This window comes from Bacteroides mediterraneensis (assembly GCF_016900355.1).
Taxonomy (GTDB): Bacteria; Bacteroidota; Bacteroidia; order Bacteroidales; family Bacteroidaceae; genus Phocaeicola.
This window is the reverse complement of record NZ_JACJKA010000013.1, coordinates 25,868-50,474: the sequence shown is the minus strand read 5'-3', so window position 1 is coordinate 50,474 and position 24,607 is coordinate 25,868. Positions and strand designations below refer to the sequence as shown.

Below are 24,607 nucleotides of genomic sequence, written 5' to 3'. Positions count from 1 at the left end.
TTAGATAAATAATTGATATACAACAAATTAATCTATCATCTATAAATTCTTACTTTCACGCCAAAAACAACATAAAAAAACGCAAGTGCGTTTGCTCTTAAACGTACTTGCGTTTTACCTAAAACGTCCTTGCGTTTGGATCAAAACGCACTTGCGTTTAAGTCCAAACGTAAAGGCGTTTTTTAGCCCTCAATTTCACTTAATTCCAGCCAGCGCATACTCTTCTCGTCGAGCTCGTCATTTAGGACTGGCAGACGTTTCGACTTCTCGGTCAGTTCGTCCACACTCAAGGTGCCACTGCACAAGGAGGCTTCCAACTGCTTCTTTTCCTCCTCCAAGGCAGCAATGTCTTTTTCCAATTGCTCCAACTCTTTCCGCTCCTTGAACGTCAGGCGACGTTTTTCGTTCAAACGGACACGCTGGGTCTTTTCCTCCTTCGGTTTGGCGGCCTCCTTGTCGTATTCCGCCTTGGCCAGCTTCCAGTCACGGTAGTCGGAATAGTTGCCAGGGAAATCACGGATGTCACCCTGACCTTTGAACACCAGCAGATGGTCGACCACCTTGTCCATGAAATAACGGTCGTGGCTCACCACGATGACGCATCCCTTGAAGTTCTGCAAATATTCCTCCAGCACCTGCAAGGTCACGATGTCCAAGTCGTTAGTCGGCTCGTCAAGCACCAGGAAGTTCGGGTTCCGCATCAGCACCGTACAGAGATACAGACGGCGGCGTTCTCCCCCGCTCAACTTGTACACATAGCTGTGCTGTGTTTCGGGAGTGAACAGAAAATGCTGCAGGAACTGCGAAGCCGTAAGCCGTTTGCCATTGCCCAACTCTATCACCTCGGCAATGTCGGTAATCACGTCAATCACCTTCATCTGCTCATTGAACTTCAGCCCCTCCTGCGAGTAATAACCGAAACGGACGGTCTCGCCGATGTCCAGCGTCCCGCTATCCGCCTTCTCCAGTCCCATCAGAATCTTGATGAACGTCGACTTGCCGGTACCGTTGTTACCCACGATACCCATCTTCTCATAACGGGCAAAGACGTACGAGAAATCGTCCAGTATCACCAGGTCGCCGAAACGCTTGCAGAGATGGTCGGCCTCGAAAATCTTCGAACCGATGTACGACGCCTTGACATCCAGTTTCACGTTCGAGTCATAGCTCCGCTGCTTGGCCACTTTCTCCAATTCATAGAAAGCTTCTTCCCGATAGCGGGCCTTGTGACCGCGGGCCTGCGGCATCCGTCGCATCCATTCCAACTCCGTGCGATACAGGTTGTTGGCACGAGCAATCTCCGCATTGGTCGCCTCGATGCGCTCCTGACGTTTTTCCAGGTAATAACTGTAATTGCCTTTATAAGAATACAGCTGGCGGTTGTCTATCTCTATGATCTCCGAGCATACCCGGTCCAGGAAATAACGGTCGTGCGTCACCATGAGCAGACTCAGGCTTCCGCGGTTCAGGTATTCCTCCAGCCACTCGGTCATGTCCAGGTCGAGGTGGTTGGTCGGCTCGTCTAAAATCAGCAGGTCCGGTTCCGTAATCAGCACATTGGCCAATGCCACCCGCTTCAACTGTCCGCCGGACAAGTGTCCGATTTTTTGGGAAAAGTCGCGGATTTTCAGCTGCGAGAGAATCTGCTTGGCCCGTCGTTCGTAATCCCACGCCTTCTCGTGCTCCATCCGTGCCAGCAGGTCATCCAGTCCGGGATTGCCGGGCGTTTCCATGCACCGTTCGTATTCCTTGATCAGTTCTACCGTGGAGTTGCCATGATAGAAACATGCCTCGAGCACGGTCAGCTCTTCCGGATACTTCGGACTCTGTTCCAGATAACCCACGCGCAGGTCGCGACGGAAAGTGATTTTTCCTTCGTCATAGCCTTCCTTTCCCGCCAAGATGTTCAGCAAGGTGGTCTTGCCCGAACCGTTCTTGGCAATCAGTCCGATGCGCTGTCCTTCCGCAATGCCAAAAGATATTTCATTAAAAAGCACCAAGTCGCCGAACGACTTGGTCAGGTTTTCTACTTGTAAATAAGGAGTCATAATTGATTGCTTCTAAAGTACATAAGCCGAAAGCTCAATCCATGGCCGCTTCCACCTCGTTCTTAATCCGTTCGAATTCCGCTTTCAGGTTGCACGGCTGTCCGTTGCGCACCTTGTCCCAAATCAGGGCCACTGGATTCACTCTTACCTTCGAGCCACCGAACTGCAAGGCCGGATATTCTTTCGGTCCGTCGATGACCGTCACCCATTCCATGCCGTCCATCTCATTGACCAGTATCACGCCGAAAGCCGTACCGAATCCTTCCCATGCCTGACGCTGCTTGGGGTTGAAGCGCCCGCTGTCCATCACCTTCTGCAAGTTTGCCAAATCGGCCTCCGTGCCCGTAAAGTCCTTGGTCAACTGCTTCTTGACCGTGGAAACGGCCCAATCGTAATCTTCGTTTATCTGGTTGATTTCTAACACCCGCACCGGAATGACGGCTTTCACCGGCTTGTCGGAGGCAGTACGTACCTTCAACGAGGCCACAATTGCCTCTCCGGCTTTCGGGCTCTCTCCTTTGATTACGGTAAACGAACATTCCACCGAAATCTCACCTCGCCCGGTCACCCAGATGTGCGTAGTGTACCACACATTGTTTTCCTGAAAGCTCTCGGCCGAATAGACACAGTCCCAACTTCCCAACTTTACTTTCTTGGCTCCGCGCACTTTGCGCAATTCATCTTCCATACACGCCGCAGCATAATCCGACCCTTCGCCCCGATAGGCCGAAATGCGGAAATTGCCGCTCCACTTGTTCGGATTATAAAACAGGAAGCTGTCTTCCGTATCCTCAAATTCACACCAGTTGTCGGGGTACTCCAGTGAAAACCACGCCCCCGGAGAGATATATTTTTTCATGATATGTTTGTTTTATGTTCGTATACCCATCGGACTGATTTACTTCAGCGGAAGAATCTCAATCCAATAATCATCCGGGTCGTTGATGAAATACAGTCCCATCTGTTCGTTTTCGAAGCAGACACATCCCATTTCCTTATGGAACTTACGGGCCTCGTCGTAATCGCCTGCCACACGCAGACACAAATGACTTTCATTTTCACCCAGTTCATAGGCCTGTGTATGGTCGCGCAACCAAGTCAGTTCCAGCAGGAAATTTGAACTGCCGTCGGTGAGATACACCAAAATGAACGAACCGTCGGCCGCTTCCTTGCGGTGAGACTCGTGCAAGCCCAGCGCCTTCTCATAAAATTGGATACTTTTTTCGAGGTTGGTCACGTTGATATTGAAATGGTCAAATCTTCCTTTTATTTCCATGTCTTTTTCTATTTTAGTTTTCTATAGTCATATTATCCAAGTCTGTCTGCTGGCCCCTGCGGACAGGTACCCACACACGTGTACCCTCCTGTGCGGCCAACGGGACGAAATCCTCAGCCTTTGCATAGGCTTCGTCGAAATGCATCGGTACAAAGATAGCAGTTTTTATCCGTTTCACAAACTGCACAGGGCCGCGCATGTATTCCTTTCCCAGCCGGGGGTCCACCGGAAACATCACCACATCCATCCGGTCAGTATAAGCAGCAATATCTTCCAATTCTCTCAGAAAGAAAGCTTCATCGCGCTTCCATTCAGCTTCGGGACTCTCGTCCATCCAGTGCCAGTTGTTCAGGTCACCGGCGTGGAACACCGTTTTTCCTTCCACCTTCACCAAGAACGAAACGCCGATATCAGTCGAACCAAAGGCTCGTATTTCCAGAAAATCATCCTGAAACACATCGCCTTTCTCCATCCAGTGTATCGTCCGCAAGTGGGTATTTCCAGCAGAAAGCTGAATGTCGCGCGAAAACACATAGACGATGTCCGGCCGGCGTGCGCTCCACGACAACACCTCCCGGTTGAAATGGTCATAATGGGAATGGCTGGCCAACACATACAGTTGTCCTTCCCGTGAAAGGATTTCTTCGTGCAGAATCCCCTTGTCGGCCGACCGGGAATCTTCAAAATAATCAAATACGATAGTATAGCCTTCGCCCAGCAGGGCAAAGCCGCTATGATACAGATACACCAGTTTCATGAGGTTTATTTTCCAGCTATGGGTTGTACGTATGCCCGCGTGGCCTTGTCTATTTCCAAGAACATGTAGTTCACCTTTCCCGAATGAATCAGGTCTTTATGTTCGTTGTAAATACGGGTAGCATATTCCTTGGATTTCTCGAACATGAACTTCGACACACTCTCCTGCGACTTTCCCATCATGGTAGAATCCAGTTTTTCTTCCGGGAAGAAGTCATCCAGGTTCACGTCACCAATCATGGACGTTTCCAAGAAATGAATGTTCCGATGCAGACGGTCTGTATAATAACCTACGAACATGTGGCCCGGCACCCGCACCAGAATCGGGTTGATATTGACAGCTTTCAGCAAAGAGGCAAACAGCACGCTTCCGTCCACACAGTTAATCTGGGCTGATTTCAGGGCATCGTCGAACGTCCGCACCCGCTGGGTGAACACCACGTTCGAAGAAAGGCTGCTGTTGCTGATGGAACTGTACTTGAACCCTCTTTTCTGCAACACATACCACAGTGCATACACCTGCTTGTCGACCACTATCGTGTCCTTGCTCTGATACCCCCAGAAACGGTTGACGATGCGCGAATCAAGAGCCTCGCGCAACACCTGACTGATGTTCGGGTTATCCTCATTCACATATGCGGCAAAGAACTCACCCGTGTCGTGAAACTTCATGTTGCTGTCAATATAGCCCAACAGACATTCGTTGATGCTGCGCACAGAATAGGTATGTACCGCCGAATATACTCGCCCGTTGTTCAGCTTCGCCTGTACCGACACCGTGACCGGCATGGCCTGTGTGTTCTCCAGCAACGCCTGATAGTTCCATATTACGTCCGGAAAAATCAAGTATTCCTTCCCCGACTCCGGCAAAATGAATTCAGAAATAGAATGGGCAAAAAACGGCGTCTCCGCTAATTCAATGTGAAGTTTGCTATTGGCATGAGGGCTGCGTATCTTGATGGCGATACACGATTTAGGATTACCCAAATAGGTACTGTCGCCCGGCACAATCAACTGGGCATCCGTCGTAGCAGTGGAAAGAATCGTAACGGGGAAGATATTTCCACCCAGTTCATCGGTAATTTCCAGTCCGGATGAAAAAGGTTCATACCTAAAAATATACAAAGTCGTAGCAATGGCAACCAGCACGGCCAACACGAAAGTGGCCAGCTTCCATTTATTCTCTTTCCTGATTTTAAACTTTCTCAGTAACATCATCACAAAATTACCCATTAAAAAAATACCGGAGCAGCCCCGGATAAAAACTTCCCCCCGTGCCTGCTCCGGCCTGCGGTTATCTTACCGCAATACTTTCTATTTCTACCAGCACTCCCTTTGGCAAAGCCTTTACGGCTACAGCCGAACGAGCTGGGAAATCGCCCTCAAAATACCGGGCATACACAGCATTCATGTCGCCAAACAAGGCCATATCAGACAGGAATACCGTAGTCTTTACTACATTGGCAGTAGTCAGTCCAGCTTCAGCCAGCACGTTCTTGATGTTTTCAAACACCCGTGTGGTTTGTTCCTTGATTCCACCTTCTACTACCTCGCCTGTAGCCGGATCTACCGGAATCTGTCCAGACAAGAATACCATACCGTTTACTTCCACAGCCTGGCTGTATGGGCCAATGGCAGCAGGAGCTTTTTCTGTAAAAATTACTTTTTTCATAAGAGTTAATCAATCATTTAAATTGTATTTTCAACGGCTAAATTAGCACATTTCTTTCAATCGGGAGAGAGAAATATGAAAAAAAGTCACCATTTATTCGTGATTATCACAAAAAACACTTACTTTTGTCCTCGCAATGAAACAAAAGGGTATCTGGAAACGTACATCGCATCCTATTCCCAAATCAAAAACAACAATCAAAATCTTTCGAAATTCAAATACGTGTGAAAGAGGAAAGAGACCTCTCGATGGTTTGTCATGTTTCACACGACCAATATTAATTATATCATTTAACCTATTTTATGTACAATATCATTCAATTAAACGACAAAGATTTGTCGGAATTGCAGCAGATTGCCAAAGAGTTGGGTCTGAAAAAAACCGATTCGCTGCGAAAAGAAGAATTGGTATACCGCATTCTGGACGAACAAGCTATTGTCGGTGCCACCAAAAAAGTGGCCGCCCAACAAAACAATGAAGAACGCAAAGAAGGGCAGCCACGCAAGCGTTCACGCATCAGCATAAAAAAAGAAGGGGATAAAGTGTATACAGCTACCAAAGACAAAGCGCAGAAACTGGAAGCCAACACCCCTGTTCTCCCGGCTCCGGCACCTTTATTTAAAGAAATACCTGCTCCATCCGAAAACACAACAATTACAGAAACGGCACCTGCGGAGGGAGAAACGATTCCTGTTGAAACTACAGCCGCAGAAGAAAAGCCCAAAGCAAAACGCGGACGTAAACCGGGTTCTAAAAACAAATCGACACTGGCTAAAGAAGCGCAGGAAGCAGAAAAACAACAAAAAGAAGAAACGACAGCAGCTGCTCCACTTCCCATCGATGACGACATGGAACTTCCTCCATTGGATTTGAGCAACAACGACTTTATCCCTATAGAAGACCTGCCATCGGAAAAATTTGAGATACCTTCAGAACTGCTCGGCAAATTTGAAGCGACTAAAGTGGAAGCACCCGCTCCTGCCGCTAAAGAACCCAAACAAAAATTTCCACAGCGCCAGGCTCGCCAGAATAACCGGAACAACCGTCCCAATAACAATAATAATCAAGGAAAAGACAATAACACGCAAGCAGCTGCTCCAAACACCCCTGCAGGACAACCGACTGCAGCCGCTACAGACAACCAGACCAATACGGCTTCTGCACAAAAGCCTGCAGAAAAAGCATACGATTTTGACGATATTCTTCAAGGGACTGGAGTACTGGAGATTATGCCCGACGGTTATGGCTTCCTCCGCTCTTCCGATTACAACTATCTTTCTTCACCCGACGATATTTACGTATCTCAATCACAAATCAAACTGCTTGGCTTGAAAACCGGCGACGTGGTTGAAGGCACTATCCGCCCACCGAAAGAAGGTGAAAAATATTTCCCGCTGGTCAAAGTATCCAAAATCAACGGACTCGACCCGGCTTTGGTGCGCGACCGTATTCCATTTGATCATCTTACTCCTCTTTTCCCTGACGAGAAATTCAAATTGTGCAAGGGATATAACGACAACCTTTCAGCCCGTGTGGTAGATTTGTTTGCTCCAATCGGTAAAGGACAGCGTGCACTGATTGTGGCACAGCCCAAGACCGGTAAGACTATTTTGATGAAAGACATTGCCAATGCCATTGCCGCCAACCATCCGGAAGTGTACATGATTATGCTGCTCATCGACGAGCGTCCGGAAGAAGTGACCGACATGGCCCGCAGCGTAAAAGCCGAAGTAATTGCTTCTACTTTTGATGAACCGGCTGAACGCCACGTAAAAATTGCAGGCATCGTATTAGAAAAGGCAAAACGCATGGTAGAATGCGGACACGATGTGGTCATCTTCCTCGACTCTATCACTCGTCTGGCACGTGCCTACAACACCGTTTCCCCGGCATCGGGCAAAGTGCTGTCAGGAGGTGTGGATGCCAACGCACTACACAAACCCAAACGTTTCTTCGGTGCTGCCCGTAACATTGAAGGAGGTGGTTCATTGACCATTGTAGCCACCGCACTAATTGATACCGGCTCCAAAATGGATGAAGTAATCTTCGAAGAATTCAAGGGAACAGGTAACATGGAACTGCAGCTCGACCGCAACCTGAGCAATAAACGTATCTTCCCGGCTGTCAACATCGTGGCATCAAGTACTCGTCGCGACGACCTGTTGCTGGACAAGACTACACTCGACCGCATGTGGATTCTCCGCAAGTACCTGGCGGACATGAACCCGATAGAAGCCATGGACTTCGTAAAAGACCGTCTGGAAAAGACCAAGGACAACGACGAATTCCTGATGAGTATGAATTCTTGAGAATCAGCTATAAAAAGAAGGAAACTCCCCTGTGCCACTTATGCACACAGGGGAGTTTTTCTTTTCTTCGGACACAAAAAAAAGGTACCGCTTCGGGCACCTTTTCTGATATTCTTCTCTTTTTTAAAACGGCAGATCGTCTTTCTCATCTGTGGCAGAGAAATCAGCCGGAGCCGCATTTACCGGAGGGAAAGGAGCTTCCGTAGGAGGTATCTGAGGAGCTGCCCCTACCCGTTCTACTTTCCAGGCACGAATACTGTTGAACCAGCGCCCCTGCCATTCGCGGGCGTCAATGTCGAAAGACACATTCAGTTCCTCTCCTATCTGAATATTAAACTGTTTGATTTTATCATCACCGAATACATCAAAGCACATACGACGCGGATATTGATCGTGTGTTTCAATCACATATTCTTGAACTTTCCATTCATTTCCATTACGTGAAGTACCGCCTTTCGGCTCCAAAACTGCAATCACTCTTCCTGCTAATTCCATAAATATTGTTTTTAAATTCGGTGACGAAATTACGATTTTCCACAGAAGAAAACTAATTTTTAGGACCTTTTTTTATGGGCTGTATGCAATCTTTTCGTAACTTTGGCAATTGGTTTAAAGCATCCCCAGATGCTTTCTAAGAACAAAAACAAAACAAAAATAAATATAAAACAACTATGAAGTTTATCGTTTCAAGTACTGCTTTATTCAGCCATTTGCAGGCTATCAGCCGAGTCATCAACTCCAGAAATTCATTACCTATTTTAGACTGTTTCCTTTTCGAACTGAGAGACGGTACACTCTTTATGACTGCTTCGGACAACGATACAACCCTGTCCACTTCTATCGAAGTGAACGAATCCGACAGCGACGGCCGCTTTGCCGTTTCTTCCAAGACTTTGCTGGAAGCATTGAAGGAAATCCCTGAACAACCGTTGAGTTTCCATATTGAAACCAGCAACATGGAAATCACCGTACAGTACCAGAACGGTAAATACAGCCTGATGGGACAGAATGCCGACGAATATCCGCAAGCACAGGAATTGGGCAGCAACGCCGTACAAGTAACCATAGGAGCAGACATTTTAATGAACGGAGTAAACCGCAGCTTGTTTGCCACGGCCGACGATGAACTTCGTCCGGTAATGAACGGTATTTATTTTGATATAAGCACAGAAGACATCACCTTAGTTGCCAGCGACGGGCACAAACTGGTGCGTTGCAAGACTTATGCAGCACACGGAGCTGAGAAAGCAGCCTTCATCCTCCCGAAAAAGCCCGCCAACCTACTGAAGGGCTTGCTGCCGAAGGAACAGGGAGACGTACAAATCGGTTTTGACGACCGCAACGCCATGTTCACCTTGGAAAACTACCAGATGATTTGCCGCCTGATTGAAGGACGTTATCCGAACTACAACTCAGTGATTCCGCAAAACAACCCGCACCGCGCCATCATCGACCGCGCATTGTTCATCAGTGCCTTGCGCCGTGTGTCAGTGTTCTCTTCTCAGTCAAGCAGTTTGATTAAACTAAGCTTGTCAGAAAACCAGATGAAGATTTCTGCACAGGATATTGATTTTTCTACATCTGCCGAAGAAACCATCGTTTGCCAGTATGACGGAAATCCGATGAGCATCGGCTTCAAGTCATCGTTCCTGATTGACATTCTGAACAATATCTCTGCACAAAATATCATTATCGAACTGGCTGATCCGTCACGTGCAGGAGTCATCGTTCCGGAAGAACAGGAAGAGAATGAAGACCTGCTGATGCTGTTGATGCCGATGATGTTAAATGACTAATTACTCATTTGTATACCTAACTTATGAAACTGAATCTGAAAAATCCGCTCGTGTTCTTCGACCTGGAGACCACGGGCACCAATATCAATACAGACCGTATCGTTGAAATCTGTTACTTGAAAGTATATCCCAACGGAAACGAGGAAGCCAAAACACTCCGTATCAACCCGGAAATGCACATTCCAGAGGCATCCACAGCCATCCATGGCATTCACGATGAAGATGTGGCCGACTGCCCGACTTTCAAGGAGGTGGCAAAGGATATTGCCAAAGATATTGAAGGGGCAGACATTGCCGGATTCAATTCCAACCGTTTCGATGTACCCGTATTGGTGGAAGAATTTCTGCGGGCAGGCATTGACATCGACCTGACCAAACGGAAATTCATCGACGTGCAGGTGATTTACCACAAGCTGGAACAGCGCACACTTTCGGCTGCCTACAAGTTCTATTGTGGCAAGAATCTGGAAGATGCGCATACTGCCGAAGCCGATACACGAGCTACGTATGAAGTACTGAAAGCACAGCTTGACCATTATCCGGATGTATTGCAAAACGACATCAATTTTCTGTCGGATTACTCCAGCTACAGCAAGAATGTGGACTTTGCCGGAAGAATCATTTATGACGACAAGGGAGTGGAAGTTTTCAACTTCGGAAAATACAAAGGAATTCCTGTAGCCGAAGTGCTCAAGAAAGACATGGGATACTATGGTTGGATTATGAACGGAGACTTTACCTTGAACACCAAAAATGTGCTGACTAAAATCCGTCTGCGCGAAACAGGTTTGGTGAAGTAAAACGGACGGTACATGAGCACACTAAAAGGAAAGAAAATCGTACTGGGCATCACGGGCAGTATTGCAGCCTATAAGGCAGCAGTATTAACTCGCGGACTCATCAAAAAAGGAGCGGAAGTGCAGATTGTCATCACTCCGGCAGGAAAGGAATTTATCACTCCTATCACGCTGTCAGCACTGACCAGCAAACCGGTCATCAGTGAGTTCTTCTCACAGCGCGACGGCACGTGGCATAGTCACGTGGACTTGGGATTGTGGGCCGACGCCATGGTCATCGCTCCGGCTACAGCTTCCACCATCGGAAAGATGGCACACGGAATCGCCGACAACATGCTGGTCACGACTTACTTGTCGATGAAGGCTCCGGTTTTCGTGGCTCCAGCCATGGACTTGGACATGTTTGCCCACCCTTCTACTCAGCATAACCTGGACATTCTGCGCAGCTACGGTAACCACATCATCGAACCGGCCTCTGGCGAACTGGCCAGCCACCTGGTAGGTAAAGGGCGCATGGAGGAGCCGGAGAAGATTGTAGAGGTATTGGAAGAATTCTTCACCCGCCAACAGGACTTGGCTGGACGGAAAATCGTCATCACGGCGGGCCCTACATATGAAAAAATTGATCCGGTACGCTTTATCGGCAACTATTCTTCCGGAAAGATGGGATATGCCCTGGCCGAAGCTTGTGCCTCACGAGGAGCAGAAGTGACTTTGGTAAGTGGGCCTGTCACCCTGCATACCGTTCATCCGCACATTCACCGCATTGACGTGGAAAGTGCGGCGGAAATGCATCAGGCTGCCACAAAAGCCTTTAAGGAGGCCGACGCCGGAATCCTTTGTGCGGCCGTAGCCGACTTCACACCAGAGCAGGTAGCCGGACAGAAAATCAAACGGGAGAAAGATGACCTCGTACTGCGATTGAAGCCGACCTGCGACATAGCCGCCTCGCTCGGAAAGGAAAAACGGCCAGGACAAGTACTGGTGGGATTTGCCTTAGAAACCTGCGACGAAGTAAGTCATGCCCAGGACAAACTGACAAGGAAAAACTTCGATTTCATCGTGCTTAACTCGCTGAACGACAAAGGAGCCGGCTTTCGTTGTGATACCAATAAAATTACGATTATCGACCGTTCAGAAGCCATTTCTTATCCACTGAAAAGCAAGAAAGAAGTGGCCGAAGACATTGTAGACAAACTTTCGAGTCTGTTTCATTCTTAAATACCATGCTACAGTCTATTTTCATACAAAACTATGCCTTGATTGACAAGCTGGACATCAGCTTCACTTCCGGTTTTTCGGTCATTACCGGTGAAACCGGGGCGGGAAAGTCCATCATCTTGGGGGCTATCGGGCTTTTGTTAGGACAACGGGCCGACGTGAAAGCCATCAAAAAGGGGGCTTCGAAGTGCATTGTGGAAGCGACCTTCCGGATTGCCAACTATGGCATGGAACCGTTCTTCCGGGAAAACGACATTGAATACGAACCGGATGAATGTATTCTGCGCCGTGAAGTATCGGCCAACGGGAAAAGCCGGGCGTTCATCAACGACACTCCAGCTTCACTTGCACAAATGAAAGTGCTGGGCGAAAAACTAATCGATGTGCATAGCCAGCATCAGAATCTGCTGCTGAATAAAGAGGGATTTCAATTGAATATCCTCGATATTCTGGCGCAAGACGAAGCACAGCTCTCTGCCTATCAGGCCGTCTATCAGGCGTATAAAAAGGTAACGAAAGAACTGGAAGATTTCATTGCACAGGCCGAAAAGAGCCGACAGGATGAAGACTATATCCGTTTCCAACTGGAGCAATTAGAGGAAGCCGGACTGAAGGAAAACGAACAGACAGACTTGGAACAGGAAGCAGAAACCTTGAGCCATGCAGAAGACATCAAGGCCGGACTCTACAAGGCCAGCCAACTGATTAACGGCGAAGAAGGTGGTACGGTATCACTCACCAAGGAATGTATGCAAACACTCCAAGGGCTCACACAGGTCTATGCTCCTGCACGGGAATGGATGGAAAGACTGAACAGCTGCTACATCGAGCTGAAGGATCTCGCCCGCGAAATTGGCAATGCGGAAGAAGAAGTGGAATTCAATCCCTCTCGTCTCGATTTCGTAAACGAACGGCTGAACCTGATTTACTCTTTGCAACAGAAACATCACGTACAAACGGTAGAGGAACTGCTGGAACTAACAGACAACTACCGCAACCAATTGAATGCCATTACTTCTTTCGATGACCGGATTGCGAAACTGGAAGAAGAAAAGAAAGGACTTTACACTGAAGTACTGAAACAGGCTAAGGTGCTGACTCAACTCCGCACCCAGTCGGCCCGTCACATCGAATCGCAAATGGAATCTCTACTCATTCCATTAGGAATGCCCAACGTACGATTTGCCGTGGAATTGACAGCCCGCAAAGAACCGGACAGCAGAGGGATGGACAGTGTGAATTTCCTCTTCTCAGCCAACAAAAACGGTACGCTACAGAATGTAGCTTCCATTGCTTCGGGCGGTGAGATTGCCCGCGTAATGCTCTCGCTCAAGGCCATGATTGCAGGAGCTGTAAAACTCCCTACCATCATTTTCGATGAGATTGACACTGGGGTTTCGGGTTCCATTGCAGAGAAAATGGCACTCATTATGCAGGATATGGGAAGACAGAATCGACAAGTCATCAGTATCACCCACCTGCCACAGATTGCCGCCCGCGGCATCGCGCACTACAAGGTGTACAAGGAAGACACCGAGACCGGAACCAACAGCCACATCCGGCGGTTGTCGGACGAGGAACGGGTACAGGAAATCGCCCACATGCTCAGCGGCAGTACGCTTACAGATGCAGCCGTACAGAATGCGCGTGCCCTGTTAGGCTTTAACTCATAACAAGAAACTACAAGACCATGATAGAAAAGAACGAAATGATTTTCGGCGTACGCGCCGTCATCGAGGCTATCCAGGCCGGAAAAGAAATTGACAAGGTATTAATCAAAAAAGACATCCAGAGTGACTTGTCGAAGGAACTCTTTGCAGTATTGAAAGATACTTTTATACCCGTACAACGAGTGCCGGTGGAACGCATCAACCGTATCACCAAGAAGAACCATCAAGGGGTGGTGGCTTTTATCTCGCCCATCACTTACCAGCGTACGGAAGACATCGTACCTTTCCTATTTGAACAGGGAAAGAATCCGTTGCTCATTCTGCTGGACGGGCTGACCGACGTACGCAATTTCGGAGCCATTGCACGTACGTGTGAATGCGCCGGAGTAGATGCTATCATTATCCCCTCCAAGAACAGTGTCAGTGTGAATGCGGATGCCATCAAAACTTCCGCAGGGGCTCTGCACACAATCCCTGTCTGTCGGGAAAGCAACATTACAAATACCATCAAATTTCTGAAAGACAGCGGATTCAAAATTGTAGCAGCCACAGAGAAAGGTGATTACGATTATACCAAGGCCGATTACAAGAGTCCCACGTGCATCATCATGGGAGCAGAAGATACAGGTGTGCCTTACGACCACCTGGCCCTTTGCGACGAATGGATCAAGATTCCTTTGTTTGGAAACATTGAATCACTGAACGTATCCGTAGCAGCAGGTATATTGATCTATGAAGCCGTAAAACAAAGAGGTTTCGGAGAAGAATAAAAATAATAAAACATAGACTACCATGAACATAAGAAAATTTACCCTTATCCTGACGTGCTGCGGAACGGCTTTCCAGATGGGGTTTGCCCAGGAACTTCCCAAATGGGCCAATAAAGCCCGGAAAGCGGTATTTTCCGTCGTCACGTATGACAAAGACAATCAGATTCTCAATACTGGTAATGGATTCTACATTGATGAGAACGGTACGGGTGTTTCGGATTATACCTTATTTAAAGGGGCTGAACGCGCCGTCGTAGTCACTGCCGAAGGAAAAGAACTTCCTGTAGAATACATTTTAGGAGCCAATGACATGTACGACGTAGTGAAGTTCAAAACGGCTTCCGATAAAAAGATTGAAGCCTTGCAGCCCACCTCTCGCCCAGGAACAGTGAACGAGACCGTGTATGTACTGCCCTACTCTACACAGAAAGCAACGACAGGTACGCACGGCACCATTGCCAAGATTGACACCATCAGCCACAATTCTTTTTACTATACTCTGAACATGAAGACAGGCGACAAGACCGTCAGCTGCCCCGTAATGAACGCAGAAGGAGAAGTGATAGGATTGGTACAGAAAAACAGTGATAAGGAAAGTACTTCGAGCTATGCCATCGGCATCGGATATGCCAAGAGCCTTTCCATCAGCGCTTTGTCGGCCAATGACTTTGCACTGAATACCATCGGCATCCGCAAAGGATTACCGGAAGATGAATCACAGGCTCTGGTGTATGTATACATGGCTTCGTCTAGCCTGAATCAGGATGAGTACTTGAACCTGCTGAATGAATTCATCCAAAAGTTCCCCAAAAACAGCGAAGGTTACTCCCGCCGAGCTACCTGCTACATTGGATATGGTGACGATACCCACTATGCATTGGCTGAGAAAGACTTGGAGGCCATGGTGGAGGTTTCTGACAACAAAGCTGATGCTTACTATAATCGCTCCAAACTGCTGTATAACTATGTATTGGGATTGCAGGGTGCCAAACCTTATGGCGACTGGACACTGGAACGGGCGCTGAAGGAAATCAATACAGCCCTTGAGAGCGACAAGCAAGGATTGTATTACCAGCTGCAAGGCGACATTTATTTCGCCATGCAGAAATACCCGGAAGCCTTCGCCAGCTACGAAGAAGTGAATCGCTCCCCAATTGCCTCTGCTGCTACTTATTATGCAGCTGCCAAAACGAAGGAACTGATTGAAGGTTCCTCCAAGAAAGAAGCAATTGCATTGATGGACAGTGCTGTAGCTAAATACAATCCACCCTACGGAAAAGATGCAGCTCCTTATCTCTTCGAACGGGCTCGCATGAAAGCGGAAGACAACCAGTTCCGGGAAGCCGTAGCAGATTACAATCTTTTCTACGATGCCATGATGGGACAAGTTTCCGCAGAATTCTACTCTATCCGTGAACAAGCGGAAATGCAATGCCGCATGTACCAGCAGGCCATCAACGACATCAACCAAGCCATCGAAATGGAGCCTAAAAATGCGAACTATTGGGCAGAGAAAGGAGGTGTACATCTCCGTGTCAACCAGCTGAATGAAGCCATCGAGGCCCTGAACAAAGCCATTGAACTGGATGCACAGAATTCAGCCGCTTATCGTATGCTTGGCTACTGTCAGTTACAGCAAAACAAGAAAAAAGAAGGGCTGGCCAACTTGGAAAAGGCCGTTAAATTGGGCGATACCGTAGCCAAGAGCCTACTGGAAAAATACAATAAATAATAGCCTATGAACAATAGAATCTGTCATCTTTTCGGTATCCGCTATCCCATCATTCAAGGAGGAATGGTGTGGTGTAGCGGCTGGCGACTGGCCTCAGCCGTCAGCAACGCAGGTGGACTGGGATTGTTAGGAGCCGGCTCCATGCATCCGGAAACCCTGCGCGAACACATCCGCAAATGCAAAGCTGCTACTGACAAGCCGTTTGGCGTCAATGTGCCACTGATGTATCCTGAAATTGAAACGCTGATGGACATCATCCAGGAGGAGGAAGTGAAAATCGTGTTTACTTCTGCCGGTAATCCCAAAACATGGACTTCCAAACTCCAACAGGCAGGCATTAAAGTAGCCCATGTAGTATCTTCCAGTCGTTTTGCCATGAAATGCGAGGAAGCTGGCGTAGATGCCATTGTAGCCGAAGGCTTTGAGGCTGGCGGACATAACGGGCGGGAAGAAACTACCACCTTCTGCCTGATTCCGGCAGTGAAAAAGGTATGCACTGTGCCCCTCATTGCCGCAGGAGGCATCGTGTCGGGAGAAGGTATCCTGGCTGCGGAAGCCTTGGGCGCAGAAGGAGTACAGATGGGTACCCGCTTTGCTTTGACAGAAGAGAGTTCAGCCCACTTCACTTTCAAGGACCGATGCCTGCGACTGAACGAAGGAGATACCCAACTGACCCTCAAGCAGCTTTCTCCTACCCGTCTGGTCAAGAATGACTTCTACAAACAAATAGTAGAGGCAGAACAGAAAGGAGCTACCGTCGATGAAATGAGACTGCTGTTAGGAAAGGGCCGGGCTAAAAAAGGCATTTTTGAAGGCGATATCTATGAAGGAGAGCTGGAAATCGGACAAGCCGCCTCTCAGATTCACCAGTTACAAACCGTGGATGAGGTAATGACAGAGCTGGTGGAGGATTACCGCAAGGCACTCCGCCAACTACAGGACAAACAAGGCTGGTAAAAGGTCTTAAAGGCTTCTGAATTCGAGGATATTTACAAAGGAATCCCCTTATTTTTCCACCTTCCTTTTAATAAGAAAGAGAAAAATAAGGGGATTCCTATATCAAAAAACCTTGTTGGAGATATTCAAAAAGAAGCCCACTCGCTTATTTGTTCCGCTTCAAGAACAACGAGTTGGTAATGGTAGACGGAAGTTCCTCCTGATAGTGCGTCACCATAATCAAGGTCTTGTCCTTCCGGCCACAGAAAGCCTCGATGACATCCTTCACCAACCGGCGGTTACGCATATCCAAACCGTGCAAAGGCTCGTCCAGAATCAGCAGTTCAGGGTCTTTGACAAACGCACGGGCCAACAACACCATACGCTGTTCTCCACTGGAGAGTTGCAGGAAACTGCGGTCTTTCAGGTCGGCAACGCCAAAGATGTCCATCCACCACACGCACGTGTCCACATCCTTTGCCTGTGTCTTGCGATACAAGCCGATGGAATCGTGCAGACCGCTGGCCACAATGTCAATGGCCGGCAGATTCTTCAAATAGGCACGGTGCATTTCCGGACTTACATAACCGATGTGCTTCTTGATTTCCCAGATACTCTCACCACTGCCCCGTTTACGTCCAAACAACGTAATGTCGCAGGCATAACTCTGCGGATTATCGGCACAAATCAAGCTCAGCAACGTAGACTTTCCAGCTCCGTTCTCCCCGCTGAGTGCCCATTTCTCTCCACACTTCACCGTCCAGTCAAGATCTTTCAGAATCACCCGTTCCCCGTAACGGATGCTTACCTTGTTCAAATCCACAATGTGTTCCGTATGATACAGGTTGTCCGCATACGGCAAATCCAATATCCGCTGCCGTTTCTCGTCGGACAGCACATGGGCCGGCGCCGGTTCCCGGTGAGCCAGATATTCCTGCAACGTGATTTTCGGTCCACAGTGACGGTCTTCCACCGGTATCACGTGCGTAATGAATGTCGGGATATCGTCCGTCTTCGACAAGACCAAAATCACCTGCAAGTCCGTCATCTCCGTCAGCTTGCCCAGCAACGTATGCAACAAGCCACGTGTCCGTGCATCCAGACCGATGAAAGGATTGTCCATAATCAACACCCGCGGACCGCTCAGCAACGTCTTGGTCAGCTGGAACTTGCGGAGTTCTCCACTGGAAAGCAAAATGATATGCTTACCCAGCATTTCTTCGATACCAAACAAGTCATAGAGTGTCTTCCGGAGCTGTTCATCCTTGCACTCCGGCAGTAAATCGGCCACGATGGGCGTATCGTCCAAGTCGTGCGAGTTCCATCGCTGCTGGTAATAATAATTTCCGTCGGCATCTCCATACGAATCGCGGAAAGTGATGTATTTGATGTTGTCACAAGCCATTTTTGATTTTGAGGGAGAAAAATCATACTTCACCTCATTCATCAGCAACGGATAGCGGCCGGTAATTGTGTCGACCAGCAAACTCTTTCCAGCTCCATTCGGTCCCACTATGGCCACATGTTCTCCCGCAGCTATCTGCAGGTTGATGGGCTCCTTCATCCGGTAAAGCGGATGGCGAGTCACCCCGTTCTCAATTGTAATTACATTCTGCATTGTCTTTTTTAGTTTTATAATTGTTTCTATGTCGTTGTTTCTTACTGATGCACAATCATGGCCGTACGGGGAGCTACCGTGAGCACATTGCCCGTCAGCGTACCCAGTCCCAGCACATTGTCCACACGTCCGTCGCGACAGGCTATCCAATAACGTCCTTCGGGCACATTGACCTGCACTGGTTCCGTACGTGCGTTAAGCACCACCACCGTATTCAGCCACGAATCACCCGCCGGACTTCCCTTGATACGAAAAGCCACTACATTGCTGGCTGGTGTCGGCAAGAACTCCAAGTGCTTGGCTATCAGTGAAGCATCACCCATACAGAATGAAGGATGCGCCTTACGCATGGCTATCAATCCGCGCACGTAATCAAAGAAATCATGATGTGAAGTCTTTCTCCGCCAGTCGATGGCATTGACGGCATCCGGGCTCTTGTAAGAATTGACCACTCCCTGCTTATCACGCAGAATCTCATCCCCTGCATACCAGAACGGAATGCCCTGCGACGTGAATACCGCCGTAGCCGCCAGCTTGGCCAGTGCATTCATCTCCTGCTCCGAAAGTCCCGGCAAGGTCGTTTTCAATCGATCAGCCAGGCAGAGGTCGTCGTGACAGCTCACGTAACTGATGAGCTGGTCGGGCTGCGTAGCCCAAAAATGAAGCTCCCTCTCCGCCTTTACCGTGGCCAGTGAATCTTCCGTCAGACTATCCGCAAGGGTTGTACTCTGCACAGATGCAGCTGCATGCTTTACCGACAGCTGCGGATGGGCAGTGCCTCCTACCAATCCGAACTTCACACCCGCCGCATGCCCCATACGGCCGATGACAAACGCACCTTTGGATTCATCGTTCCAAGGACCACGCAATGCATCGCGCATCTCGTCACAAAACATACCGATATGCGGAAGCTGCGGCGCGTTCTTCTTCATGGCCAGCAGGCTGTCTGGCAATTGCGGACGATTGGCTGCCCAGCCTTCTCCATAAATATAAATCGTAGGATCAATCCGGTCGAGTGCCCGGCGAATTTCGTTCATCGTTTCGATGTCATGGATGCCCATCAGGTCGAAGCGGAAACCGTCGATATGGTATTCCCTGGCCCAATAGCAGACCGACTCAATCATGAAACGCCGCATCATGGGACGCTCACTGGCCGTCTCATTGCCGCAGCCCGAAGCATTGGCCCATTTCCCTTCGTCATCCGTCCGATAAAAATACCCAGGTACCGTGCGTTCGAAGTTGCTTCCTTTTATAATCGCGGTATGGTTGTACACCACATCCATCACCACCCGGATACCCGCCCGGTGAAGGGCCATCACCATCTGCTTGAATTCCCGGATACGCACATCCGGCTTATAAGGATCGGTGGCATACGAACCTTCCGGCACGTTATAGTTTTTCGGGTCATAACCCCAGTTGTACTGCGGCTTATCGAGCTTCGTTTCGTCCACCGACGAAAAGTCGAACGACGGCAACAGCTGTACGTGAGTCACCCCCAGTTCCTTCAGATGGTCGAGCCCCGTCTTCTCCCCCAGATAAGTCTTTGTACCCTCTTCCGTGAGTGCCAGAAACTTGCCCCGGTTATGAATACCCGCCACCGTATCGATGGAAAAATCCCGGTGGTGCAATTCATAAATGATGATATCCGAAAAACGCTTCAACAGCGGACGCTTATCTTCGTTCCACCCCTTCGGGTTCGTCGCACCCCAGTCGATGATGGCTGCCCGGTCGCCGTTCACCCCCACCGCCTTGGCCAGCAGTCCGGGAGTATCTCCCTGCCATACGTCGTCAATCTTCACGTTGAACGTATAGAACTTCCCTTTCAGGTCTTCGTCCACCCGGGCCTGCCACATCCCGTCGGATGCCGGCTCCATCTTCACCATCCGGTAGGCCGAGCCTCCCTGCCCTTTCTCATAGAGCAACACCCGCACCTCCTGTGCCGTAGGTGCCCAAAGCGAAAACTTCGTGACGGAAGGGGCATACACCATTTCCTCCCATTCACCGTCGTACACCGGATATTTGTCGAACGTCGTCTGTGCATCCTGGTGCGAGGATGTACATCCCGCTGCCACTGTCATCATTGACATTACGACAAGATGCTTCAGTTTCATATTTCTTTTCTCCTATTTTTTAATGCGTTCCGGATTCTTGGCAATAAAATCTTTCCAACTGGAATACGCTTTCGGCATTTCCGGACGTCCCATCTGCAGGTAATGGCAGTAAGCTGCTCCCAACGCATCGGTGGCATCCATGAAAGGTCCCATCTCCGAATCGGGAATGTGCAACATCCGTTTCAGCATGTCGGCCACCTGCTCCTTGCTGGCCTGCCCGTTGCCGGTGATGGCCATCTTGATTTTCAGCGGTGCATACTCCGTCACCGGAATATCGCGCATCAGGGCTGCCACGATGGCCACCCCCTGCGCCCGTCCCAGCTTCAGCATGGACTGTACGTTCTTTCCGAAAAACGGCGCCTCGATGGCCAGTTCATCGGGCAGGTACGAAGAAATGATACCCTGCACGCGCTCATAAATGTGTTTCAGCTTCAGATACGAGTCGCCGCATTTACGCAGGTCGATGACGCCGAGTGTCATCACTTCCGGTTTGACACCCGTCACCTTCAGTACCCCGTATCCCATGATGTTCGTACCCGGGTCGATACCGAGAATGATTTTTTCCTTAACCGGCTGTATCACCTTATTACCTCCATTAATGTGGGGAAACCGATGACCTTATCCTTGAACACTTTCATCATCTCCGTATTCAAGGCAGCCCCCTGCTTTACATGCCAACGATGCAACGTCGCGCTGTCTTCCACTTCCCACTGGAGTGAAAAGCATTCACTGTCCTGCTCCTTATGGCTCAAGATACGCAGGATACGGGGATTTTTCAGTTCACCCGATTTTTCCACTTCCGGAATGTAGAATTCATTCAACCATATCACAAAATTACGGGCATCACCCATCTCTACATGAAAAGTAGTATTATAAATCAGCATATATCTTCTTATTTTAATCCGATTACAAAATTATACAATACGATGAAAACAACCTGATCAGGAATACCGGCGAGGATAACGCAACAGAATGCTCAGCACAGCCGCCACTCCCAGTGCCATGGGATAATAAAGGTATCCTATGATGTGGATAGGAGATAAACCCGAAAGCTCGGCCGCAATCAAGAGTTGCGCACCATAAGGGATAATACCCTGAATCACACACGAAAAGGTATCGAGAATACTGGCACTCTTCCGTTTGTCTACCCGGAACTGTTCGGCAATGTCATTTGCCAATGGGCCCACAGTGATAATGGCAATCGTATTATTGGCCGTACAGATATTGGCCAGGCTCACCAGTGCGGCGATACTTAGTTCGGCTCCTCGTTTTCCTCTTACATGCTGAGTCAGACGGTGCAGCACATAATCCACACCTCCGTTAAAACGTATCAGCTCCAGCATTCCTCCGGCCATCAGGGTTATGATGATAAGTTCACCCATTCCCGTCATCCCTTTACCCAAAGCCCCAAACCATCCGAACACATCGAATGTACCGTATGCCATGCCTACAATACCCGTAGAAACCAGACCCAGCAACAGTACCAGCAATACGTTGACACCAGCCACTGCCGTTCCAAGCACAATTATATAAGGTATGACTTTCATCCATTCTACATGGGGAATATCCTGCACCACCTCAATATGGCTTCCATATATAACATAATACACGAATACCAGCAAGGCAGCCGGAAGGGCAATCAATGAATTCACCCGGAACTTGTCGCGCATCACACATCCTTGCGTACGGGTCGCTGCAATGGTCGTATCGGAAATAAAAGACAAGTTATCACCGAAAAAGGCACCTCCCACGACTATCGCCGTCATGAAGACCACACTGACATCCGTCTTGGCCGCAATACCCACAGCCACAGGGGTCAGTGCTACAATCGTGCCGACCGAGGTACCGATGGACAGGGATATGAAACATGATGCCAGAAAGATTCCAGCCAACAGCAGATTGCCCGGAAGCAGCTGTAAAGTCAGATTTACCGTCGCATCAATAGCCCCCATCGCCTGTGCCGACTGTGCAAAGGCACCAGCCAGAATGAAAATCCAAATCATCAGCATGATGTTCTTGTTGGCCGCCCCTGTAGAATACTGTAGCAAACGGTCGTTCAGGCTCAGCCCTTTCGTAATGGCCACGGCATAAATCGAAGAAAACATAAATGCCACTGTGATAGGAATCTTGTAGAAATCATTGATGAGAAGAGAAGTTAACAGATAAATACATAAAAAGACCACCAGCGGGCTTAAGGCCCAGGCGTTTGGTTTGTTTACGATAGGAGTCAGTTTCTGAAAATTCATTCTTTTCTTGTATTTTTTGCAAAGGTACGCATTTTTCAGTATTTTTTGCGAGAAAGTTTCCATTCCAGCGAACATTTCAGCAAAAAGAAATGTCATTATAGCAAAGTATGAGGTATTCAAGCTTCTCAATCTTGAAACTAAAAGGAAATATTCCAGCAATATTTTGCCCAGATTAAGAATATTATCTATATTTGCCGGAGTTTTAGTAAAAATAGAAATTGAATATATGAAACAGACCATATTTAAAATAATGCTGTTACTGGCGGTCATCTTTATGAGAGTAGAGATGGCAGGGGCTGTTTCATGTAACCATGCGTTCCATGATGCCCAGACCTCATCTGCGGTATCAAACCAGACGGATGCAGACGAAACCTTCCATTTTATCCATGCGACTCTGGATAAAACGCATGATTTGTTCGGCACGCTTACCCACGACCATTCATTCAACAAATTGCTAGATGAACGTGTGATGCGCAATGATGAACAAAACATCAAGTTTTCCTTACGTTTATTATTATTCTATCATTCCCTACGTGAGGTAGGTTTATTGAAGGACAAGGAGAGCCTTTACCCTTCAACAAACATTCATTGTGTGATTCCTTCATGCGAATACTATGTATTTGCCATGAGGAAAATCATTATTTAGCCGTTTTATAGGTTAGTTGTTTTTCACTGCTCCGGCACCCTTGCAAAGTGTCGGAGTGGATATGGATTTCTTGCTTCACATGCTTGACGCAAGCCAGTTACTTATTGTCTAAACTTTTCAAAAAAAACAAAACTCTATAAAACGATTAAATTATGAAAACGAATAACTCAAAACAATCTTTCAAAGGAATAGAATCCGCAGGTTTAATCATCATCGCATGTTTCATCGTAGCCATTTGCATTTATCATTTTGTGTTTGGAAACCCGGCCAACTTCATGAACAATGACCCTAACAATCATCCGCTTCCAGGAAACATGTTGGGAACTATCTATAAAGGAGGTATCATTGTGCCTGTTATCCAAACTCTTTTGTTGACTGTGCTCACCTTAAGCGTAGAACGTTATTTTACCCTTCGCGCCTCTTTCGGAAGAAGCAAGCTCTCCAAATTCGTGGCGCAGATTAAAGATGCCTTGAATAAAGGAGACATGGAGAAAGCACAAGAATTATGTGACAAGCAGCGCGGCTCAGTGGCCAATGTAGTGAGCTCCACTCTCCGTAAATACCGCGAAATGGAGCAGAACAATGAACTGGCGAAAGACCAGAAAATTCTTGCCATACAAAAAGAGCTGGAAGAAGCCACCGCACTTGAGCTTCCCATGATGCAGCAGAACTTGCCTATCATCGCTACCATCACTACCTTAGGCACCTTGATGGGATTGCTGGGAACCGTAATCGGTATGATCCGTTCATTTGCCGCGCTTTCTGCCGGAGGAGGTACTGACTCAGTTGCATTGTCTACAGGTATCTCTGAAGCCTTGATTAACACCGCATTTGGTATCTTGACCGGTGCACTGGCCGTTATTTCCTATAACTATTACACCAACAAGATAGACAAGCTGACGTACAGCCTTGACGAAGTGGGCTTCTCCATTGTACAGACTTTCGCAGCTACTCATTAATTCTGCCAGCCGAGGTTTTCCTCATGCAGACAGAAACAGAAGTT

General features: G+C 48.3%; 22 protein-coding genes. 10 read left to right on the top strand and 12 right to left on the bottom strand.

The features are described from left to right. Positions 1 to 182: 182 nt before the first annotated feature. The 6 genes from abc-f to H6A28_RS08465 all read right to left on the bottom strand — a co-directional run bounded on the left by abc-f (position 183) and on the right by H6A28_RS08465 (position 5,752). The gene (gene abc-f / locus H6A28_RS08490) at positions 183 to 2,048 is read right to left on the bottom strand and encodes a ribosomal protection-like ABC-F family protein (RefSeq protein WP_204479792.1); all 1,866 of its coding nucleotides are present in this window, start codon (positions 2,046 to 2,048) and stop codon (positions 183 to 185) included. A gap of 34 nt (positions 2,049 to 2,082) precedes the next feature. Next, on the bottom strand, positions 2,083 to 2,907 hold the full coding sequence (locus H6A28_RS08485) for a DUF3805 domain-containing protein (protein ID WP_204473881.1): 825 nt from the start codon (positions 2,905 to 2,907) through the stop codon (positions 2,083 to 2,085). Positions 2,908 to 2,946: 39 nt separating this feature from the next. Continuing rightward, a complete protein-coding gene (locus H6A28_RS08480; protein WP_204473887.1) occupies positions 2,947 to 3,324 on the bottom strand; it encodes a VOC family protein in 378 nt (125 codons plus the stop codon). 13 nt (positions 3,325 to 3,337) lie between these two features. Further along, positions 3,338 to 4,081 (bottom strand): MBL fold metallo-hydrolase, encoded by a 744-nt coding sequence (locus tag H6A28_RS08475; RefSeq protein WP_204479790.1) that lies wholly within the window; start codon positions 4,079 to 4,081, stop codon positions 3,338 to 3,340. A 5-nt stretch (positions 4,082 to 4,086) separates the two neighbouring features. Further along, entirely contained in the window at positions 4,087 to 5,295 is a 1,209-nt protein-coding gene (locus H6A28_RS08470) for a hypothetical protein (protein WP_239465315.1), read from the bottom strand. Between the two features lie 79 nt (positions 5,296 to 5,374). Continuing rightward, positions 5,375 to 5,752: a RidA family protein gene (locus H6A28_RS08465; RefSeq protein WP_204479788.1), complete on the bottom strand. Its 378-nt coding sequence runs from the start codon at positions 5,750 to 5,752 to the stop codon at positions 5,375 to 5,377. 302 nt (positions 5,753 to 6,054) lie between these two features. Between H6A28_RS08465 and rho the strand changes: the two genes are divergently transcribed. Beyond that, entirely contained in the window at positions 6,055 to 8,061 is a 2,007-nt protein-coding gene (gene rho / locus H6A28_RS08460) for a transcription termination factor Rho (RefSeq protein WP_204479787.1), read from the top strand. A 123-nt stretch (positions 8,062 to 8,184) separates the two neighbouring features. Here the strand turns inward: rho and H6A28_RS08455 are convergent, their stop codons facing one another. After that, entirely contained in the window at positions 8,185 to 8,556 is a 372-nt protein-coding gene (locus H6A28_RS08455) for a DUF3127 domain-containing protein (protein ID WP_204473893.1), read from the bottom strand. A gap of 176 nt (positions 8,557 to 8,732) precedes the next feature. On the opposite strand from H6A28_RS08455, the gene dnaN reads away from it, so the two are divergent. From dnaN to H6A28_RS08420, 7 genes are read left to right on the top strand one after another with little or no spacing between them, the layout of a single operon-like run. Continuing rightward, positions 8,733 to 9,857: a DNA polymerase III subunit beta gene (gene dnaN, locus H6A28_RS08450; RefSeq protein ID WP_204473895.1), complete on the top strand. Its 1,125-nt coding sequence runs from the start codon at positions 8,733 to 8,735 to the stop codon at positions 9,855 to 9,857. A 23-nt stretch (positions 9,858 to 9,880) separates the two neighbouring features. After that, positions 9,881 to 10,657: a 3'-5' exonuclease gene (locus H6A28_RS08445; protein ID WP_204473896.1), complete on the top strand. Its 777-nt coding sequence runs from the start codon at positions 9,881 to 9,883 to the stop codon at positions 10,655 to 10,657. Positions 10,658 to 10,669: 12 nt separating this feature from the next. Further along, on the top strand, positions 10,670 to 11,875 hold the full coding sequence (gene coaBC, locus H6A28_RS08440) for a bifunctional phosphopantothenoylcysteine decarboxylase/phosphopantothenate--cysteine ligase CoaBC (protein WP_204479785.1): 1,206 nt from the start codon (positions 10,670 to 10,672) through the stop codon (positions 11,873 to 11,875). Positions 11,876 to 11,880: 5 nt separating this feature from the next. Next, a complete protein-coding gene (gene recN, locus H6A28_RS08435; RefSeq protein WP_204473904.1) occupies positions 11,881 to 13,548 on the top strand; it encodes a DNA repair protein RecN in 1,668 nt (555 codons plus the stop codon). Between the two features lie 17 nt (positions 13,549 to 13,565). Next, a complete protein-coding gene (rlmB, locus tag H6A28_RS08430; RefSeq protein ID WP_204473906.1) occupies positions 13,566 to 14,315 on the top strand; it encodes a 23S rRNA (guanosine(2251)-2'-O)-methyltransferase RlmB in 750 nt (249 codons plus the stop codon). A gap of 22 nt (positions 14,316 to 14,337) precedes the next feature. Further along, positions 14,338 to 16,047 (top strand): tetratricopeptide repeat protein, encoded by a 1,710-nt coding sequence (locus H6A28_RS08425; protein ID WP_204473908.1) that lies wholly within the window; start codon positions 14,338 to 14,340, stop codon positions 16,045 to 16,047. A 6-nt stretch (positions 16,048 to 16,053) separates the two neighbouring features. Next, positions 16,054 to 17,004, top strand: coding sequence for an NAD(P)H-dependent flavin oxidoreductase (locus tag H6A28_RS08420; protein WP_204473910.1), 951 nt, complete (start codon positions 16,054 to 16,056; stop codon positions 17,002 to 17,004). 145 nt (positions 17,005 to 17,149) lie between these two features. Here the strand turns inward: H6A28_RS08420 and H6A28_RS08415 are convergent, their stop codons facing one another. Genes H6A28_RS08415 through H6A28_RS08395 form a run of 5 tightly spaced genes read right to left on the bottom strand, consistent with a single transcriptional unit; the run spans position 17,150 to position 23,198 of the window. Beyond that, a complete protein-coding gene (locus H6A28_RS08415; protein ID WP_204479783.1) occupies positions 17,150 to 18,601 on the bottom strand; it encodes an ATP-binding cassette domain-containing protein in 1,452 nt (483 codons plus the stop codon). 41 nt (positions 18,602 to 18,642) lie between these two features. After that, positions 18,643 to 20,712, bottom strand: coding sequence for a type I pullulanase (pulA, locus tag H6A28_RS08410; protein WP_204473919.1), 2,070 nt, complete (start codon positions 20,710 to 20,712; stop codon positions 18,643 to 18,645). 12 nt (positions 20,713 to 20,724) lie between these two features. Further along, positions 20,725 to 21,294, bottom strand: coding sequence for a crossover junction endodeoxyribonuclease RuvC (gene ruvC / locus H6A28_RS08405; protein ID WP_148329154.1), 570 nt, complete (start codon positions 21,292 to 21,294; stop codon positions 20,725 to 20,727). Next, the gene (locus H6A28_RS08400) at positions 21,291 to 21,596 is read right to left on the bottom strand and encodes a DUF4286 family protein (RefSeq protein ID WP_022054414.1); all 306 of its coding nucleotides are present in this window, start codon (positions 21,594 to 21,596) and stop codon (positions 21,291 to 21,293) included. The genes ruvC and H6A28_RS08400 overlap by 4 nt, the downstream gene beginning before the upstream one ends. Before the next feature lie 57 nt (positions 21,597 to 21,653). Beyond that, entirely contained in the window at positions 21,654 to 23,198 is a 1,545-nt protein-coding gene (locus tag H6A28_RS08395) for a Na+/H+ antiporter NhaC family protein (RefSeq protein ID WP_262896962.1), read from the bottom strand. Here H6A28_RS08395 and H6A28_RS08390 point away from each other — a divergent pair. Together H6A28_RS08390 and H6A28_RS08385 are read left to right on the top strand one after the other, a co-directional pair. Beyond that, positions 23,185 to 23,604 (top strand): hypothetical protein, encoded by a 420-nt coding sequence (locus H6A28_RS08390; protein ID WP_204473922.1) that lies wholly within the window; start codon positions 23,185 to 23,187, stop codon positions 23,602 to 23,604. The genes H6A28_RS08395 and H6A28_RS08390 overlap by 14 nt on opposite strands. Positions 23,605 to 23,756: 152 nt before the next feature. Continuing rightward, positions 23,757 to 24,563, top strand: a complete 807-nt coding sequence (locus tag H6A28_RS08385; protein WP_204473923.1) for a MotA/TolQ/ExbB proton channel family protein — start codon at positions 23,757 to 23,759, stop codon at positions 24,561 to 24,563. The last annotated feature ends 44 nt before the right edge of the window (positions 24,564 to 24,607 follow it).

Bases quoted from the DNA above. Each gene is read 5' to 3' on its own strand.
- abc-f (WP_204479792.1), bottom strand. From the start codon at position 2,048: ATGACTCCTTATTTACAAGTAGAAAACCTGACCAAGTCGTTCGGCGAC.
- H6A28_RS08485 (WP_204473881.1), bottom strand. From the start codon at position 2,907: ATGAAAAAATATATCTCTCCGGGGGCGTGGTTTTCACTGGAGTACCCC.
- H6A28_RS08480 (WP_204473887.1), bottom strand. From the start codon at position 3,324: ATGGAAATAAAAGGAAGATTTGACCATTTCAATATCAACGTGACCAAC.
- H6A28_RS08475 (WP_204479790.1), bottom strand. From the start codon at position 4,081: ATGAAACTGGTGTATCTGTATCATAGCGGCTTTGCCCTGCTGGGCGAA.
- H6A28_RS08470 (WP_239465315.1), bottom strand. From the start codon at position 5,295: ATGTTACTGAGAAAGTTTAAAATCAGGAAAGAGAATAAATGGAAGCTG.
- H6A28_RS08465 (WP_204479788.1), bottom strand. From the start codon at position 5,752: ATGAAAAAAGTAATTTTTACAGAAAAAGCTCCTGCTGCCATTGGCCCA.
- rho (WP_204479787.1), top strand. From the start codon at position 6,055: ATGTACAATATCATTCAATTAAACGACAAAGATTTGTCGGAATTGCAG.
- H6A28_RS08455 (WP_204473893.1), bottom strand. From the start codon at position 8,556: ATGGAATTAGCAGGAAGAGTGATTGCAGTTTTGGAGCCGAAAGGCGGT.
- dnaN (WP_204473895.1), top strand. From the start codon at position 8,733: ATGAAGTTTATCGTTTCAAGTACTGCTTTATTCAGCCATTTGCAGGCT.
- H6A28_RS08445 (WP_204473896.1), top strand. From the start codon at position 9,881: ATGAAACTGAATCTGAAAAATCCGCTCGTGTTCTTCGACCTGGAGACC.
- coaBC (WP_204479785.1), top strand. From the start codon at position 10,670: ATGAGCACACTAAAAGGAAAGAAAATCGTACTGGGCATCACGGGCAGT.
- recN (WP_204473904.1), top strand. From the start codon at position 11,881: ATGCTACAGTCTATTTTCATACAAAACTATGCCTTGATTGACAAGCTG.
- rlmB (WP_204473906.1), top strand. From the start codon at position 13,566: ATGATAGAAAAGAACGAAATGATTTTCGGCGTACGCGCCGTCATCGAG.
- H6A28_RS08425 (WP_204473908.1), top strand. From the start codon at position 14,338: ATGAACATAAGAAAATTTACCCTTATCCTGACGTGCTGCGGAACGGCT.
- H6A28_RS08420 (WP_204473910.1), top strand. From the start codon at position 16,054: ATGAACAATAGAATCTGTCATCTTTTCGGTATCCGCTATCCCATCATT.
- H6A28_RS08415 (WP_204479783.1), bottom strand. From the start codon at position 18,601: ATGCAGAATGTAATTACAATTGAGAACGGGGTGACTCGCCATCCGCTT.
- pulA (WP_204473919.1), bottom strand. From the start codon at position 20,712: ATGAAACTGAAGCATCTTGTCGTAATGTCAATGATGACAGTGGCAGCG.
- H6A28_RS08400 (WP_022054414.1), bottom strand. From the start codon at position 21,596: ATGCTGATTTATAATACTACTTTTCATGTAGAGATGGGTGATGCCCGT.
- H6A28_RS08390 (WP_204473922.1), top strand. From the start codon at position 23,185: ATGAAACAGACCATATTTAAAATAATGCTGTTACTGGCGGTCATCTTT.
- H6A28_RS08395 (WP_262896962.1), bottom strand. From the start codon at position 23,198: ATGGTCTGTTTCATATATTCAATTTCTATTTTTACTAAAACTCCGGCA.
- H6A28_RS08385 (WP_204473923.1), top strand. From the start codon at position 23,757: ATGAAAACGAATAACTCAAAACAATCTTTCAAAGGAATAGAATCCGCA.